The organism is Clostridium beijerinckii, from assembly GCF_008705175.1.
GTDB classification, from domain to species: domain Bacteria; phylum Bacillota; class Clostridia; order Clostridiales; family Clostridiaceae; genus Clostridium; species Clostridium beijerinckii.
Genome location: NZ_CP043998.1, coordinates 5,659,155 through 5,676,633 on the forward strand (window position 1 = coordinate 5,659,155; position 17,479 = coordinate 5,676,633).

Below are 17,479 nucleotides of genomic sequence, written 5' to 3' on the forward strand. Positions count from 1 at the left end.
TATATTTAACATCTTCAACTTCTATTTTTATTTATATTTTCAAAACTAATATAGTCACTAAAATGCTTAATCTTCACCCCAAATTCTAACTTCAGGATATAAATCTACTCCAAATTGTTTTTTCACTTCATCCCTAACATGATATATTACATCTAATACATCCTTAGCTGTTCCGTTCTTACAATTAATAACAAATCCAGCATGCTTCTCCGAAACACACGCTCCGCCGATAGCAAATCCCTTTAATCCTGCATCCTCAATTAATTTTCCTGCGAAATAGCCTTCTGGTCTTTTAAATGTACTACCTGCTGAAGGATACTCTAACGGCTGTCTTTCTTCTCTTCTTTTAGTTAATTCATCAACTCTAGCTTGAATCTTTTCTTTATCGCCATTAACTAAATTAAAAGTTGCGCGTAATACTATATATCCCTTTTGCATAACTACAGACTGCCTATATCCTAAATTCAACTCTGATTTAGGAATTATTCTAATTTCTTGATTGTCATCAAGTACTTCTGCACTTTCAATAACAAATGAAATTTCTCCGTCATAAGCTCCTGCATTCATGAATACAGCTCCACCTACGCTACCCGGAATACCACAAGCAAATTGAAATCCTGCTAGTGATCCTTCTGTAGCTGCCTTCGAAACGTCTTTAAGTAATGCTCCACATTCTGCAATAATCTTGTTACCTATACATTCTATTTTATTGAGCTCGCATAACTTTATAACAACACCTCTAATACCACCATCTTTAACTAAGATATTAGACCCATTTCCTATTACATAAAATGGTATATTATTTTCTTTACAAATAGTAATAGTTTCTTTTACCTGTTGTATACTGTTTGGAGTTAAAAGTATGTCTACTGGTCCTCCAACTTTAAAGTATATATGTTCACTCATTTTCGCATCTAATTGAATTTGTGACTCTTCGTATAATTTGCTGAACAAATTCTTATATTCTCCATAGTGCTTCATGCCAAAACTCCTCAAACATTTATATTAATCTGCTTTTTGTTTACATGATATAGAATAATTTAAATATTAATCTAAGACAAGTAAATTTTTATTCCGTACTATTATAGCATAATTTATTTATTTTGTTCATGTTTTTAATATATATTCAAAAAATAACATAATGTATTTTAATTATACATCATTGGTACAATAATCTAAGGCTAAAAATTAGGTTGAGATACCCCAACCTGATTTCTTTTATTTTGTATTTCTAAAATACTCTAATACACTATTAGCTGCTTTCGTATCAATTGATTCTGTCTCAAGAAGTTCGTCTAATGTAGCTTTTTTAATATTATCGATACTTCCAAATTTCATTAAAAGAGACATTCTTCTCTTCTGCCCAATATTAGGTATATCATCTAATATTGAATGAAGCGTTCTCTTATCTCTTAAACTTCTGTGGTAAGTTATTGCGAATCTATGAACTTCATCCTGAATTCTTCTTATCATTTGCATCAAATTAGAATTTCTATTTATTATTAATTCATTATTATTATAAATAATCCCTCTAGTTGCATGATAATCATCTTTAACCAATCCACATACAGGTATATCTATTCCTAATTTCTCTAATACTTCAAGAGCTATATTAACCTGACCTTTTCCACCATCCATCATAATTAAATCTGGAAAATTCGAAAACTTTCCACTAGAAAATTTAATTTCTTTATTTTGAATCTCTTCGATCTCTTTTAATCCATGAGTGAATCTTCGGTCTAAAATTTCTCTCATACTATCATAATCATTAGCACTTTTTACAGTTTTTATACGAAATCTTCTATAATCGCTATTCTTAGCTTTACCATTCTCAAATACAATCATTGACCCAACGGAATCTACCCCTTGTATGTTGGATATATCGTAAGCTTCAATTCTAAGTGGTATACTATCAAGTTCTAATAATTCTTGAATTTCCTTTAGCGAAATCATATTAATCTCTTTATCTCTCAAAATCTTATCCTTAAATTGATCTAAAGTGACTTTCGCATTATTTTTAACTAGCTCCAACATTTCTTTTTTCTCGCCTTTTATTGGCACCTTAACGAAGACCCTTGAGCCACGCTTTATACTTAAAAATTCTTCCAAAGCTTCAATTTCATCACTTTCCGGAATGTATATATTCTTTGGAACTTTTGGTGTTCCTCCATAAAATGAAATTATAAATTGTGAAATTATTGTTGTATCTTCCTCATGGGAACTATTTTCAATCATAAAATGTTCTCTTCCAGTTATTTTTCCATCCCTTAAAAAGAATACTTGAATACAGCAATCTTTCTCATCTTTATAGATATTAATAAAATCTTCATCATTCTCTTGAGATTTAAACACCTTTTGTTTTTCTGCTATATTTTCTATAGCAATCATTTTATCTCTTAATGATGCAGCTTTCTCAAATTCTAAATTTCCTGATGCACTTTGCATTTCTTCTTTTAACTTATTTAGAAGGCTCCTATCCTTCCCACTTAAAACTTCCATTATTTCATCTATCATTTTTTTGTATTCAGTTTTAGAAATACGCCCTTCACAGGGTGCATTACATTTTTTTATATGATAATTTAAACATGCTCTTGTCGGCTTTTCGCCTTCTATAATAGATTTTTTACAAGTTCTTAATGGAAAAATTTTTCTAATCAAATTTATTGTTTCATGTACATCTCCTGCATTTGGATAAGGCCCAAAATACTTATTTCCATCCTTGGCATAATTTCTTGTTATAAAAACTCTAGGAAAATCCTCATTAGTAGTCACTTTTATGAATGGATAAAATTTATCATCCTTTAGTGAAATATTATATTTAGGGCTATACTTTTTTATTAGATTGCATTCTAATATTAGAGCTTCCATTTCAGAATCTGTCACTATGTATTCAAACTCAGCAATATTTTTAACCATTGCCTTTACTTTTTCCGAATGATTTTTAGAATTTTGAAAGTATTGGCGCACTCTATTTTTCAATATTTTTGCTTTTCCCACATAGATAATCTCTCCAAGTGAGTTTTTCATTAAATAAACCCCTGGTTCATTTGGTAGAATTTTTAATTGGGCTTTAAAATCAAACATTCCAACACTCCTTCCTTTAAATTCAAATACAAAAAAGTGAAGAGTTTATAAGGAAAATCCTTTTATTATTTCCAATTCAGTACTTTTAAGAAATTTCAACGGTTCTCCAATAACTATTCACTTTTTATCTACCATATTTAATTTTAATTTCCAATAACCGCTTGCCTAATTAATTTTCCTGCTATCGGTGCTGCCGCACTCGCTCCGTATCCTCCATTTTCAACTATTACAGCAACTGCAATCTTAGGATTGCTCGCTGGTGCAAGCCCAATAAACCATGAATGAGGTTTAGCGCTTTCTCCATTAGCAAGATTATAATCAGCTGTACCAGTCTTACCTGCTGCATCAGTTCCTTGAAAATAACTCCAAGTAGAGTCGATTCTTGAATCAACTAAATTTTTCATATAGTCTTTTATAATTGCAGCATTAGCTGAACTTATAACTTGTTTATTCACCTTTGGTTCCACTGTCTTAACTACATTACCGTCCTTATCCACCACTTGGCTAACGAGTCTTGGCTCCATCATCTTACCATCATCAGCCACTGTACTTGCAACCAAAGCCATCTCCATAGGCGTAGCTAAAATACTACTTTGGCCAATTCCAGATTGAGCTATGCTACCAATTTCCGCTTTAGATAACTTTGGAAATTGACTCTGATCTATTTTAAATCCATCAGATTCTACTGTATTATTAAAACCAAACTTCTCCGCAGTAGCTTTTAACTTATCATTTCCTAGCTCCATTGCCAATGTACCAAATACAAAATTACTTGATAATCTATAGGCATCCTTTAAATCTATTTCACCATTAACTTCTCCATTATCATTGCTCAATGACTGTTTATCGTTAAATACTATTTTACCTGTATCATTAAAAGTTCTATTTGTAACCCCAGGCATATTTTCTAATGCGCTGCTAAGAGTTACTGTTTTAAATGTTGATCCTGGCGGGTATTTTCCTGATACTGCTCTATTTATAAACGGACTATCTTCATTAGAAGCTTTCATTGAGCCTTCCAAATCATTTGGATTGTACGTTGGCTTAGAAACCATAGCTAATACTTCTCCTGTTTTTGGATTTAAGGCTACCACTGCACCCTTATTACTTCCAAGTGCATCATATGCTATTTTTTGAAGTGTTGGATCTAATGTAGTTATAACACCATTCCCAACTTTGACCTCATCTTCTTTTCTATTCTTAAACATTGATTTTAACTTATCTATGCTAAAATCTTTAGTTAGATTTAAAATATTGTTAGTAAGCTTGTTGTATGTGGTTAACTCACTATCATAATTTGCCTCTAATCCTGTCAATCCATATCTTGGATCTACATATCCTAGTGCGTGAACATATAAATCTCCGTTAACATAAGTTCTTTTTTGTGTTAGCGCATCTACCCTTGCACTTGTTGTAAGCGGATTTTTATTTCTATCATATATGGTTCCCCTCAAAACTTCATTTCTTCTTGCCCAAAGCCTTTGATTACCTTCACTTTCAGCTATAGTAGGAGCCGAAAAAACTTGAAAATATGCAATATACGAGATAAGAGCTACAAAGCAAAATAAAAAAACTACCATTACCTGTTTTATACTATTAGAAACATTTTTCAATTTTTAGCCCTCCTCCGATATCTTTTGAAGTATTGCTAGTGCAAAAAACATAGTTATTATTGAGGAACCTCCAGCACTAATAAGAGGCAATGTAATCCCTGTCAAAGGTATTACTGCAAACACTCCTCCTATTATAACTAGAACCTGACATGCTATCATAGCACTGAGGCCTATGGCATTAAGTTGTGAAAATCTATCTTTGATTCTAAATGAAGCCCTCATTCCTCTATAGAAAAACAAGAAATATATTATCATAATTCCAAGTCCAAATACCATTCCCAATTCCTCACAAATTACTGCAAAAATTAAGTCTGATGTATTTACTGGCATAAATCCTGGGTATCCTTGGCCAAGTCCACTTCCAAACATTCCACCAGAAGAAATCGAATATAATCCTTGAACTATCTGATATCCCGTAGTATCTTTATACTTCCACGGATCCCTCCATATTAATACTCTTTGCTGTACGTGCGGAAACAGTTTATATGCAAAAATAGATCCCAACACAAATAATATAAATGTTATTACCACATACTTTTTCTTTCCAGTTGCAACATACAACATTGTTAATGAAATACCAAAAAATATTAACGCAGATCCTAAATCCTTTTGCCCAACTAAACATCCTAATGAGTATACAACAACCAGTGCAGGTTGCCAAAGTTGTTTGAAATCTTCTATTATATTATTTTTGTCTTCATAATCATGTAAAGCTGCCGCTAAGTATATGGCAAATGTTATCTTACCAAATTCCGATGGTTGAATACTAAATCCACCAATTCTAATCCAGTTAGTTGCACCATAAACTTCTTGATGCGCGAACAATGCTAGAGGCATTATAAGCAGAGTTGCTATCAGATATACCTTCTTGTACTTAACAAAATCTCTTATATCTGGAATTATCACTACTAGAGCAATAAATACAACTATTCCAGCTGCAAAATACATTAACTGTTTAATAGCAATATCAGTATCCAATCTATATAGTACAGCTATACCTATTACTGACAATATACATGCAAATGTAATCAAAAATTTATCCCCATGGGGATAAAACTTCCGTATTAATATTTGGGTAGCAGTTATTAAGCCACATACTATCAACCCCATGTATATAGCGCCTTTATCCATGTCATCTTTCAATATTGCTAAATTTGTAAAAAGCGCTATACATAACAAATAAGTTAACAGTAATAGCTTTATTTCATCTCTTTTTATCTTCAATCCATATCACCCCACCGTGCTATTCCTTTGATATTTAGATTTCTAAAATACTTTTGTAAAGCCCAGCGGAAAATATAGCTTTACAATACTTCCCCGCTGAGCCTAATTTTTTCAATAAAAAATTCTTTTAATATTCTCTTTATTCGAATATTTTAAATTAAAATCTTAAAAATTGCCGTACCAATTCTTATCTCATCTTTATTAGACAGTTTTGCTTTGCCACTTATCTTATTCTTGTTTAAGTAGGTACCATTTGTGCTATTTAAATCTTCTATAAATAAGCTACTATTCCTTATGATAATTCTTGCATGACTTCCAGAAACATGTTGATCACATAATACAATAGAATTATCATCTTTTCTTCCTATTGTCAAATCCGATCTGATAGGAATAATAGATCCATCTTTTAAATCTTTGCTACTTCCAGAATCTATAATTTCTAAGCCATAACTTCCTTTTGCTGCAGTAGGCCTTCTTTTCTTCCCTCCGTTTTTAACATCCCTATACATTATCTTTAGCGCATAGTATATTATTACATACAGTATAATAATAAAAACAATTCCAAAAAAACCAGCAATTATTCTCGAAAAACTCATATTTTCACCTCAATATTCATTCCTGTATCCATTATATATGTAAAATAACTTTTATATATGTAAAATAACTTTCAGAAATTTATAAGTTATAACTTACATTTACCTCATTAATGATTATACAATAAAAAAGTAAGTATGGCATGCAAAAGTGCCACTTAATTAATATATATTATTATATCATCTATATTATTTTAATATCTACTTATCATATTCTGTCCTATAATGCCCCAATTGTCAATTTTCAATATAATTTCTTCATAAAAACTTTATTATTTTTAATTTTATATTATATATATATATATTGCCAATTGAGCATTATAACTACCAATTATAGGTTTTAATATTATATAGTTCTAAATATGAGTACCTATTCATTAATATTCATAAGTTTTATTTAAGCACATCTTTCAAATATTTACCTGTATAAGATTCTTGAACCTTACATAATTCTTCTGGAGTTCCACATTTTATAATGGTTCCACCCTTATCTCCGCCTTCTGGACCTAAATCAATCAAATAATCTGCACATTTTATCATATCTAAATTATGCTCAATTACTACTACAGTATTTCCTGTTGCAACTAAACTTTGAAGTATTTCTATTAATCTACTAACATCATCTACGTGTAATCCTGTTGTTGGCTCATCCAATATATATAGAGTTTTTCCTGTGCTTCTCTTTGATAATTCATATGCTAACTTAATTCTTTGAGCTTCTCCTCCTGATAATTGAGTTGAAGGCTGACCTAATCTAATATATCCAAGTCCTACATCATTTAATGTCCTCAACTTATTCTCAATTCTAGGTATATTTTCAAAGAACTTCAACGCTTCTTCAACTGTCATTTTTAATACATCATCTATATTTTTCCCTTTATACTTTACTTCTAAAGTTTCTCTATTATACCTCTTTCCTTTACACACCTCACATGGAACATAAACATCCGATAGAAATTGCATTTCTATTTTTATTATTCCATCTCCAGAACAAGCTTCACATCTTCCACCTTTAACATTAAAACTAAATCTACCTTGCTTATAACCCCTCATTTTAGCTTCCGTAGTTTGTGAAAATAACTCTCTAATTATATCAAATGTGCCTGTATAAGTTGCCGGATTAGAACGAGGTGTTCTTCCAATCGGACTTTGATTTATATCTATTATTTTATCAATATTTTCATAACCAACTATTTCTTTATGGTTTCCTACTGGATTTTTGCTCTTATTTACTAATCTATTTAACCCTTTATAAAGTATTTCATTTACCAGAGTACTTTTTCCGGACCCAGAAACTCCTGTGACCATAGTTAAAGTACCAAGAGGAATTGAAACATTTATATTTTTTAAATTATTTTCTTTAGCGCCTACAATTTTTATTTTTTGTCCATTACCTTTCCTTCTCGCTGCCGGAATTTGAATTGATTTTCTTCCAGTTAAATATTGACCTGTTATTGATTTTTCACATGCCTTAACTTCATCAAGTGTTCCAGCAACAACTACTTCTCCTCCGTGCTCTCCTGCACCCGGTCCAATATCAACAATATAATCTGCTTCCTTCATAGTATCTTCATCGTGTTCTACAACTACTACTGTATTTCCAACATCTCTTAGATTTTTCAAAGTATGTATTAGCCTATCATTATCCCTTTGATGCAATCCAATACTTGGTTCATCTAATATATATAGAACTCCCATAAGTGCTGAACCAATTTGTGTTGCAAGCCTTATTCTTTGTGATTCCCCACCTGATAAGGTTCCAGAATTTCTTGATAAACTTAAGTAATCTAAACCAACATCTAGCAAAAACTGCAATCTATTTTTAATTTCTTTTATAATCTGCTCACTTATAAGTTTATTTTTTTCTGAAAATTCCACTCCATTTATAAACTCAAGTTCTTCTTTTATTGACATACTTGTAAATTCATATATATTTTTTCCACCAACAGTAACTGCTAGCACTTCTTTTTTCAATCTAGCGCCTTTACATTTTGGGCATGAATCATTGCTCATGTATTGCTCTATTTCACCCTTTATAAGATCTGAATTACTCTCTCTATACCTTCTGCTTAATGCATTAATTTCCCCCTCAAATGCATAACTATAAATAGCTTTAACTCCATCTTTCACATATTCAATTTTAAGTTTTTTTCCACCTGTTCCATACAACAATAAATCAACATGTTCTTTATCCAAATCTTTTATAGGCTTGCTTAAATCTAATCCATACTCTTTAGTTAGAGCTTGAAGTATTGCATATGTCCAAGAATCTTCTTTTAGTCTTCCACTTCCCCAGCTTGCTATAGCTCCTTCCATAACACTTAGCTCTCTATTAGGTATAACAAGCTTTTCGTCTATCTCCATAAGACTTCCAAGCCCATCACAATGATCGCACTTTCCATATGGAGCATTAAATGAAAATAATCTAGGCGATAGCTCATCAATACTTATTCCACAATCTGGGCAAGCAAAATTTTCGCTAAATAAAGTTTCTTCTCCTCCAATAACGCTAATTATGACTAATCCTTCGCCCATCTTTAAAGACGCTTCTACAGATTCTGTAAGTCTACCTTCAATCCCTTCCTTTATAACAATTCTATCAATAACAGCTTCAATATTATGCTTTTTATTTTTATCTAACTTTACTTCCTCTTCAGTTAAGTCATAAATTTCCCCATCAATCCTTGCTCTAACAAAGCCGCTCTTCTTTATATGTTCTAATATCTTTTCATGAGTTCCTTTTCTCCCTTTAACTACAGGTGATAATACTTGAAGTTTAGATCTATCTCCATAACCCATAATTTTATCAACAATCTGATCAACAGATTGTTTAGTAATTTCTTTACCGCACTTTGGACAGTGAGGAATTCCTACTCTTGCATATAATAATCTCAAATAATCATATATTTCAGTTATTGTTCCAACTGTTGATCTTGGATTTTTACTTGTAGTCTTTTGATCTATTGATATTGCCGGTGATAATCCTTCTATATATTCTACATTCGGTTTATCCATTTGTCCTAAAAATTGCCGTGCATAAGAAGATAAAGATTCCACATATCTTCTTTGCCCTTCAGCATATAATGTATCAAATGCCAATGATGACTTACCTGAGCCTGATAATCCTGTAAGTACAACTAATTTATCTCTCGGTATTTCTAAACTTACATTCTTTAAATTATTAACTTTCGCACCTTTTATTACTATCTTATCGTTCATTAAACTAACCTCCTACTTAATGGACAATACATAATTTATAGTTTTATGCAATATATCATATATTGATTATTACCCATTACTTTCCATCTTTAATTTCATTAATAATATCTCTAAGCTCAGCTGCTCTTTCGAATTGAAGATTTTTTGCCGCTAAAAGCATTTCTTCTGTAAGATCTTTAATTAACTTATCTTTTTCTTTCTTAGTAAGTTTTTTCTTATCCGCAGCTTTATATTCTTCGACTTCTTCTGAAACCTTTGTTGCTTCTATAATATCTCTTACATCTTTAATTATTGTTGTTGGTACCATTCCATGTCTTTCATTATAATCTTTTTGTATAGCTCTTCTTCTTTCCGTTTCCTTCATTGCTTTATCCATAGACTTTGTTATATTGTCAGCATACATTATAACCTTGCTTTCTGAATTTCTAGCCGCTCTTCCTATTGTTTGTATTAATGATGTTTCTGATCTTAAAAATCCTTCTTTATCGGCGTCTAAAATTGCAACTAAAGCTACCTCCGGTATATCTAATCCTTCTCTTAAAAGATTTATTCCTACAAGTACATCATACTCGCCAAGCCTCAAATCTCTTATTATTTTCATTCTTTCTATTGTATCAATATCTGAATGCATATAAGTTGTTTTAACACCAAGTTCTATTAAATATTTAGTTAAATCTTCTGCCATACGCTTGGTTAATGTAGTTATTAATATTCTAAATCCACACTCTATCGTTTTATTAATCTCTCCATATAAATCATCAATTTGTCCTTTAATAGGTCTTATAATGATTTCTGGATCTAACAATCCTGTAGGTCTTATGATTTGTTCAGCGATTTCTTCAGAATTATCTATTTCATAAGCCGATGGAGTAGCACTTACAAACACTACTTGATTAATTTTCTTTTCAAATTCCTCAAATTTTAGCGGTCTATTATCATATGCACAAGGTAATCTAAACCCATAGTCTACCAATGTATTTTTTCTCGATCTATCTCCTGCATACATTGCTCTAACCTGAGGTAATGTTACGTGGCTCTCATCTATAAACATAAGAAAATCTTCCGGAAAATAATCTATTAATGTTTTAGGCGGTGTTCCTGAAGCTCTACCATCTAATATTCTAGAATAATTCTCAATCCCACTACAATATCCCATTTCTTTTATCATCTCAATATCAAAGTTAGTTCTTTGCCTTAATCTTTGAGCTTCTAAAAGTTTATCCTGAGCATTAAGCTCTCTAAGCCTCTCCTCTAATTCTCCTTCAATTATGCCAATTGCTTTATCAACAGTCTCTCTAGATGTTGCAAAGTGGGATGCTGGAGTTATGGCTACATGATTTCTTTCTCCTAGGATACTTCCTGTTAATACATCAAATTCTCTTATTCTATCAATTTCATCCCCAAAAAATTCAATTCTAATCCCTTTATTTGAATACGAAGCGGGAATTATATCTAAAGAATCTCCTCTAACTCTAAAAGTTCCTCTTGAAAAATCTATATCATTTCTTTCATATTGAATTTCTATGAGTTTCTTTATAACCTCATCTCTCTCTTTCTCCATTCCAGTTCTAAGACTTATAGTCAACTTTTTATATTCATCTGGATTACCTAGACCGTATATGCAGGAAACAGATGCGACAATTATTACATCCCTTCTTTCAAAAAGAGCTGAAGTAGCTGAATGCCTTAATTTATCTATTTCATCATTAATTGATGCATCTTTTTCTATAAAGGTATCTGTTTGAGGCACATATGCTTCTGGTTGATAATAGTCATAATAAGATACAAAGTATTCTACTATATTATCAGGAAAGAACTCCTTAAATTCCGAACATAATTGCGCTGCTAAAGTTTTATTATGAGCTAATATTATAGTAGGTCTTTGTAATTTTTCTATAACATTTGCCATAGTAAATGTTTTTCCTGAGCCTGTTACTCCAAGCAAAGTTTGAGCTCTATTATTGCTTTTTATGGAATTGACTAATTTATCGATTGCTTGTGGTTGATCCCCCGTAGGTTTAAATCTCGATTGTATTTTAAATTCTCCCATTATATTACCTCCGATCCGAACAGACATTCGTATTATATGTCTATTTTACTTTTCCTTAAGTATTAAGTCAATAAATTATCCTATTTATTTTAAATGCTTACTCATGCCTTTAATACTCTCCATATATCTAAAATATTATAATTATTAGATGTTTACTTTATTTAAATCAGTTGTAATTAAAATTATTTATTAAAAAAGATAAAATTCATTTTAAATATCGCTCAAATAAAAATATTATTATTAGCTAAAGAAAAAAGTGGCCAAGCCACCTTCTAATTACATTTTATTATCTTTATTCTTAACATCCTTATCATGTTTTCCATCATTCTCTTTTTCTATTTTATATTCAACTTTATTTTCAGACCCCTTTAATGAATTCAGAACATTTTTAAAATTTCCTCCATCGACTGGCACAATATCTTCCTTGCTTACATTTCTAGGTACTACTAAAATTCCAAGCCTAGTATTTTTATTATGCCTAAATTGAATATCTTTTACCATTCCATGAGAATCCTTTATCTTTAAAACTGCATTATATAAGTTTTTCTTTAAAATAGAATACACTTCCGCTTCGGAATTAATCTTTTTACCATTCACTGATAAAATTTTACTTTGAATATCAACTCCAAATTCCCGCATCCTAGAATCTGCTGACATTTCTAAAACTACCAGACCTTCTTCATCGCTAACAAATTTAGCCACTTGCTTTTTCTCTCGATCTGCCTGAAGCTTAAGCATTAACTCATGAGCTGCTGGCATAAAAATCACAACAAATACTTCACCAATAATTCCAAACCTAGCAATCTGAGCCGAAATTGTCAGAAGAATTCCATAAGCTAGTATGTGTACTCCTGAAGATATAGCTTTTTCTCTTTTACTTTTTGTAAATGTAATTGATGAATAACCTAATACCATATAAAAAGGAACTATAGAAATAATACTTCCAGCTATTAATGCGAGTCCATATGGTAGTTTAATTAATGGCCACCAATCTGGATTAGATATAGATTCTGTCATATAACTCAACATCGAATTATTCCCATTCATAGCAATAATTATTGCTATTGGCAATGCCCAATATCTTTTTAATGCATATCCACCTAAAATTTTATTATCTCTATTTGTAAATACAGGTACAGCTCCTCTATCTCCATCGACAATTACTAATATCCCTTCAATAACATGGAATACTCCTATAAGAATTGCTAAATAAAATATATTTAGATCAAAAACTCCTAAACTATAAGGAATGAATATATTAATCAATTTAATTATAATTACTATACCACCTAGAATTGCTCCCGAATAAGAAAAGCATATTAACCTTGGTCTTATAAGCATTAATAATATTGATATAACAAACAAATACGATATTCCAGAATTTTCACTAAAAACTACACCTAAACTTGTAAGTATTATGCTTCCTATAATTCCACCTATAATTCCTAAAACAAGTTGAGATAGTGTAAGTTCAATAGATGAATTTACACTACCTCCTAAAATTATTTTTTGCATAGTTACTACTTTTTTGTTCTTTGAATGTAGTACCATTATTAAGAGTATTAATAAGAATACTAATGGAGGGGTTACTATAGCACCTGATACGCTCCGTAGCGTATATATAAATAAACCCATTTAATCCCTCCCTATTTAATCTTTTCTCCTATTTTTTCAACCGCTGTCTTTAGCTGCTCATCAGCATTTTTATCATAGCTCTTTTCATCAATACCAACAGGTGTTGTAACATCAAAATCTGGGGCTATCCCTTTTTTATGAATATTCTCTCCATTTGGAGTATAATATTTAGAAATAGTTACTTTAAGTCCACCAATATTATCATCAAATTTAACTGTTTGCTGAACTATACCTTTCCCAAAAGTAGTTTTTCCAACAATTGTTGCTGCGCCATAATCTCTTAAAGCACCTGTAACAACTTCTGATGCACTAGCGCTATTTTCATTAACTAGTAAAACCAATGGCATGCCTTCAGCATCTCCACCAATTGATAATGAATCATTTCTGTTTTCATATTTATCAATTGTGTAAGTTATTATCTTTCCTTTCGGAATAAACTGTGATGCAACGCCTACTGCTTCTGTTAATAGCCCACCAGGATTTTCTCTCAGATCTACTATCAAGCCTTTCATCCCTTGAGATTTCAATTCATCAATTGTGTTTTTGAAATCTTCTGCCGTATTTTCATTCATGAAAGTTTTTATACGAATATACCCTATTGAAGAATCTAGCATATTCCCTTTTACTGATTCAATCTTTACTTTTTCAGGTGTTACATTAACATCAAATTCATTAGTATCTGCTCTCTTAATAGTCAGTTTTAACTCTGAATTATTTGCCTCTGCAATCATAGACGTTGCTTTTTTTAAATCGTCACCAGACACATCGATATCATTTATCTTCTCTATTATATCATTTTCCTGTAGTCCAGCCCTATCAGCAGGTGCTCCTTTAACAGTATCTAAAATTGTTACCTGTTTATCTTTTAACGTTACAGTAACACCTATTCCTGTCATACTTCCACTACTTTGTTTCATTAAATCATCAAATTCGCTTTGATTCATAAATACAGTATATTGATCATTTAAGGAATTAGTCATTCCCTTGATCGCTCCTTCTAAAAGAGCATTGTCATCAATTTCACCATCAAACTTTTCAATTAATTTATCTCTAACTGTAAAAAGTGCTGAATATTTACTCTTATCATTTATCTGAGAAGCTGTACTCTTGACTTCTGGCGATGTTCTTACTAGAAATATCCCTTTAGTAGCAATATAATTTCCTCCTAAAAAGGATACACATATAAGAAATACTATAAAGATTACTGTTGGTATTAAAATTATTTTTCTATTTTGCCTTCTATTTGCAAATATGTATTTTCTTGATTCCTTCACCTATAAAGACTCCCTTTCATATGCATCATACATATAATCCCAATATATATCTTTATAGATTAAAGTGGATTATATTGTAAAGTTTTTCTCAAGATTTCATAGTATAAAATACTATTTTTCTTTATTCCTATTTTTATTATATTTACACTTATTTGCAAAAATTATACCACTAAAAATTTCCTTAATGAAATTATACTAGCAATTCCACCAACTATAATACCACCAAGCATAAATTGCCATAATAGAGTTGAGAATATAAACGTTGCTGGTACAAGGCTTACAAATACCAATTGCGAAGCAATCCACCTAACTAGTCCATTATATGCTGCAAATAAAGCTCCACATGCTAATGTTGCTCCAATAAACCCTATTACCATTCCCTCTATTACAAATGGCCATCTAATGAACCAATCAGTAGCCCCTACAAATTTCATAATTCCAACTTCTCTTCTTCTTGAATATACAGTTAGTTTTGTAGTATTCATTATTAAGAATATTGAAACACCTACTAATATTATAAATAACCCAAAACCAACTACTTTTACACCATTTACTATCCCTACAATCTTGTCTACTAATTCTTGTTGATCACCTATAGTCTCAACACCTTCGAAGTCTTTTATTCCTTCACTTACGGCTGACGCATATTCTGGAGATTCTAATTTTACTGTAAATGATGCTGAAAAAGGATTATTTTGCAATGTATATCCTTTTAGTAATCCTTCATTTTCATTCGTAGTACTTTGAAAATTCTTATACTCTTCTTCTTTTGATTGGTAAATTACATCTTTAACGCCTTCAATTTCTCGTAATTTTATTTCTATCTCCCTTTGGTCAATAAGTTTTATATCATCCTTAAGAAATATCTTTAGTTCTACTTTATTCTGAACAGTATTTATTCCTTTGTTTATATTATTAGCAACTAATACGAATATTCCCAAAACAAAGAAAGTTATAAGAACAGTAATTACTGAAGCAATACTAATAGTCTTATTTCTTTTTAAGCTTGTAAATGCATCCTTAATAAAATGTGCAATAGTATTAATTTTCATCTTCGTACTTACCTCTTTTCTCGTCTCTAACGATTTCTCCTTTTTCAATAGCTATAACTCTTTTTTTCATATAGTCAACAATTTCCTTTGCGTGTGTAGCCATAAGAACTGTAGTTCCAGACTTGTTTATATCCTCAAGTAATGACATTATTTCTCTAGCTGTATCTGGATCTAAGTTACCAGTAGGTTCATCAGCAATCAAAACAGATGGATTATTAACTAGTGCCCGTGCTAAAGAAACTCTCTGCTGTTCTCCTCCCGATAATTCATTAGGAAACATTTTATATTTATGAGATAATCCAACTAACGATAATACCATTGGAACTCTTCTTCTTATATCTTTTTGAGATGCTTCTACTACTCTCATAGCAAATGCAACATTTTCATATACGTTAAGAGTTGGTATCAATCTAAAATCTTGGAATACCATTCCTATCTTTCTTCTGTAATAAGGTATTTGCTGCCTAGTAATAGATGATAAATCTTTATCTCCTATTAATATTTTTCCGTTGGTTGGTTCAATTTCCTTCAAAAGCATTTTTATAAAAGTAGATTTCCCAGATCCACTTGGGCCTACTAAAAATACAAATTCTCCTGCTTCTATCTCAACATTAATATCTGACAAGGCTTTTACATTATTATTGTAAATTTTAGATACTCCTCTAAACTCGATCATACTCAAACACTCCTTCTTTATTGTATATTCCGCAAATTAATTGCAAAACCTACAAAATTAATTATAACATAAGAATACTTTCTAATGTTATACAATTTTATTAAATTTGGAGCCATTTGTTGGTAATTAATGTTGTTTTATATCATTAAATCCTTCACCTAATACTTCATGAACTTCCCCCACTGTTATAAATGCATCAGGATCTACATCTTTTATAAACTTCTTCAATTTTATGAATTGATTCCTACTTAAAACGGCATAAAGTATATTAGTTTCCTTCTCTGTGAATGCCCCTACTCCATTTATAAATGTACAGCCTCTATCTAATGTATCTATTATATATCTACTTATCTCATAATTACTTTTACTAATAATAAATATACTTTTACAAGCATTAAATCCTTCTATAACTCTATCAACTATTAAACCAAGTAGTATTATACTTAGCATAGAATACAACGCAACATCCACTCCAAATACAAACGCACTTGCTAAGGTTATTACAAAATCTACTACCAATAAAGATTTTCCTATATCTAAATGAAAAAATATATTTAACATTTTTGCTAATATATCTGTTCCTCCTGTTGATGCATTTTCATTAAATATGATAGCCATTCCGAATGCTGAAATTAATGTTCCAAAAATAGTTGCCATCATTAAGTCATTTGTGATTGCCACTGGCTTTAAGAACCTCTCAATTGCCCATATTATAACTGATAATCCTAAACTAGCATAAATCGTCTTCACACCAAATTTTCCATCAATGAATATAAGTGCAACTATAAATAACAATCCATTTAAAATAAAGCTCACTACACCTATTGAAAAAGATGGTATGACCGCATTAATAATTATTGCTATTCCTGTTACTCCACCTGCTGCAATATTGTTTGGAGCGTAAAAGTACTCAATAGAAAGCGCAACCAGAATTATCCCAAATGTTATTATTAAATATTCTCTAAATTTTGATTTTTTCATTGTCATCTTCCCCTTTTAATTTTTATTTATATTAGAATTTCTCTCATAGTTTTCCTTGTTTATTTTTGATTATTCAAA

Annotated in this window: 12 protein-coding genes; all 12 read right to left on the bottom strand. The window is 30.8% G+C overall.

The window, feature by feature from the left end; translation table 11 throughout:
* Positions 1-66: 66 nt before the first annotated feature.
* The 12 genes from murB to F3K33_RS24980 all read right to left on the bottom strand — a co-directional run bounded on the left by murB (position 67) and on the right by F3K33_RS24980 (position 17,401).
* Positions 67-981 carry a UDP-N-acetylmuramate dehydrogenase gene (murB, locus tag F3K33_RS24925; protein WP_012061009.1) on the bottom strand — a complete coding sequence of 305 codons (915 nt, stop codon included), beginning with the start codon at positions 979-981 and terminating at the stop codon, positions 67-69.
* A 237-nt stretch (positions 982-1,218) separates the two neighbouring features.
* Complete coding sequence (uvrC, locus tag F3K33_RS24930; protein ID WP_017212229.1) at positions 1,219-3,084, bottom strand: excinuclease ABC subunit UvrC; 1,866 nt, start codon at positions 3,082-3,084, stop codon at positions 1,219-1,221.
* Between the two features lie 143 nt (positions 3,085-3,227).
* Positions 3,228-4,697: a peptidoglycan D,D-transpeptidase FtsI family protein gene (locus tag F3K33_RS24935; RefSeq protein WP_012061011.1), complete on the bottom strand. Its 1,470-nt coding sequence runs from the start codon at positions 4,695-4,697 to the stop codon at positions 3,228-3,230.
* Positions 4,698-4,700: 3 nt separating this feature from the next.
* Positions 4,701-5,921: an FtsW/RodA/SpoVE family cell cycle protein gene (locus F3K33_RS24940; RefSeq protein ID WP_012061012.1), complete on the bottom strand. Its 1,221-nt coding sequence runs from the start codon at positions 5,919-5,921 to the stop codon at positions 4,701-4,703.
* 152 nt (positions 5,922-6,073) lie between these two features.
* Positions 6,074-6,517 carry an FHA domain-containing protein gene (locus F3K33_RS24945; protein ID WP_012061013.1) on the bottom strand — a complete coding sequence of 148 codons (444 nt, stop codon included), beginning with the start codon at positions 6,515-6,517 and terminating at the stop codon, positions 6,074-6,076.
* A gap of 390 nt (positions 6,518-6,907) precedes the next feature.
* Entirely contained in the window at positions 6,908-9,733 is a 2,826-nt protein-coding gene (gene uvrA / locus F3K33_RS24950) for an excinuclease ABC subunit UvrA (protein WP_039773070.1), read from the bottom strand.
* Between the two features lie 76 nt (positions 9,734-9,809).
* Positions 9,810-11,783 carry an excinuclease ABC subunit UvrB gene (gene uvrB, locus F3K33_RS24955; protein ID WP_017212231.1) on the bottom strand — a complete coding sequence of 658 codons (1,974 nt, stop codon included), beginning with the start codon at positions 11,781-11,783 and terminating at the stop codon, positions 9,810-9,812.
* Positions 11,784-12,059: 276 nt separating this feature from the next.
* Entirely contained in the window at positions 12,060-13,418 is a 1,359-nt protein-coding gene (locus F3K33_RS24960; protein WP_039773072.1) for a hypothetical protein, read from the bottom strand.
* An 11-nt stretch (positions 13,419-13,429) separates the two neighbouring features.
* Positions 13,430-14,692 carry a S41 family peptidase gene (locus tag F3K33_RS24965; protein ID WP_012061017.1) on the bottom strand — a complete coding sequence of 421 codons (1,263 nt, stop codon included), beginning with the start codon at positions 14,690-14,692 and terminating at the stop codon, positions 13,430-13,432.
* Positions 14,693-14,853: 161 nt separating this feature from the next.
* Complete coding sequence (gene ftsX, locus F3K33_RS24970) at positions 14,854-15,744, bottom strand: permease-like cell division protein FtsX (RefSeq protein ID WP_012061018.1); 891 nt, start codon at positions 15,742-15,744, stop codon at positions 14,854-14,856.
* The gene (ftsE, locus tag F3K33_RS24975; protein ID WP_012061019.1) at positions 15,734-16,420 is read right to left on the bottom strand and encodes a cell division ATP-binding protein FtsE; all 687 of its coding nucleotides are present in this window, start codon (positions 16,418-16,420) and stop codon (positions 15,734-15,736) included. The genes ftsX and ftsE overlap by 11 nt, the downstream gene beginning before the upstream one ends.
* A 126-nt stretch (positions 16,421-16,546) precedes the next feature.
* Positions 16,547-17,401: a YitT family protein gene (locus F3K33_RS24980; protein ID WP_012061020.1), complete on the bottom strand. Its 855-nt coding sequence runs from the start codon at positions 17,399-17,401 to the stop codon at positions 16,547-16,549.
* Between the last annotated feature and the right edge of the window lie 78 nt (positions 17,402-17,479).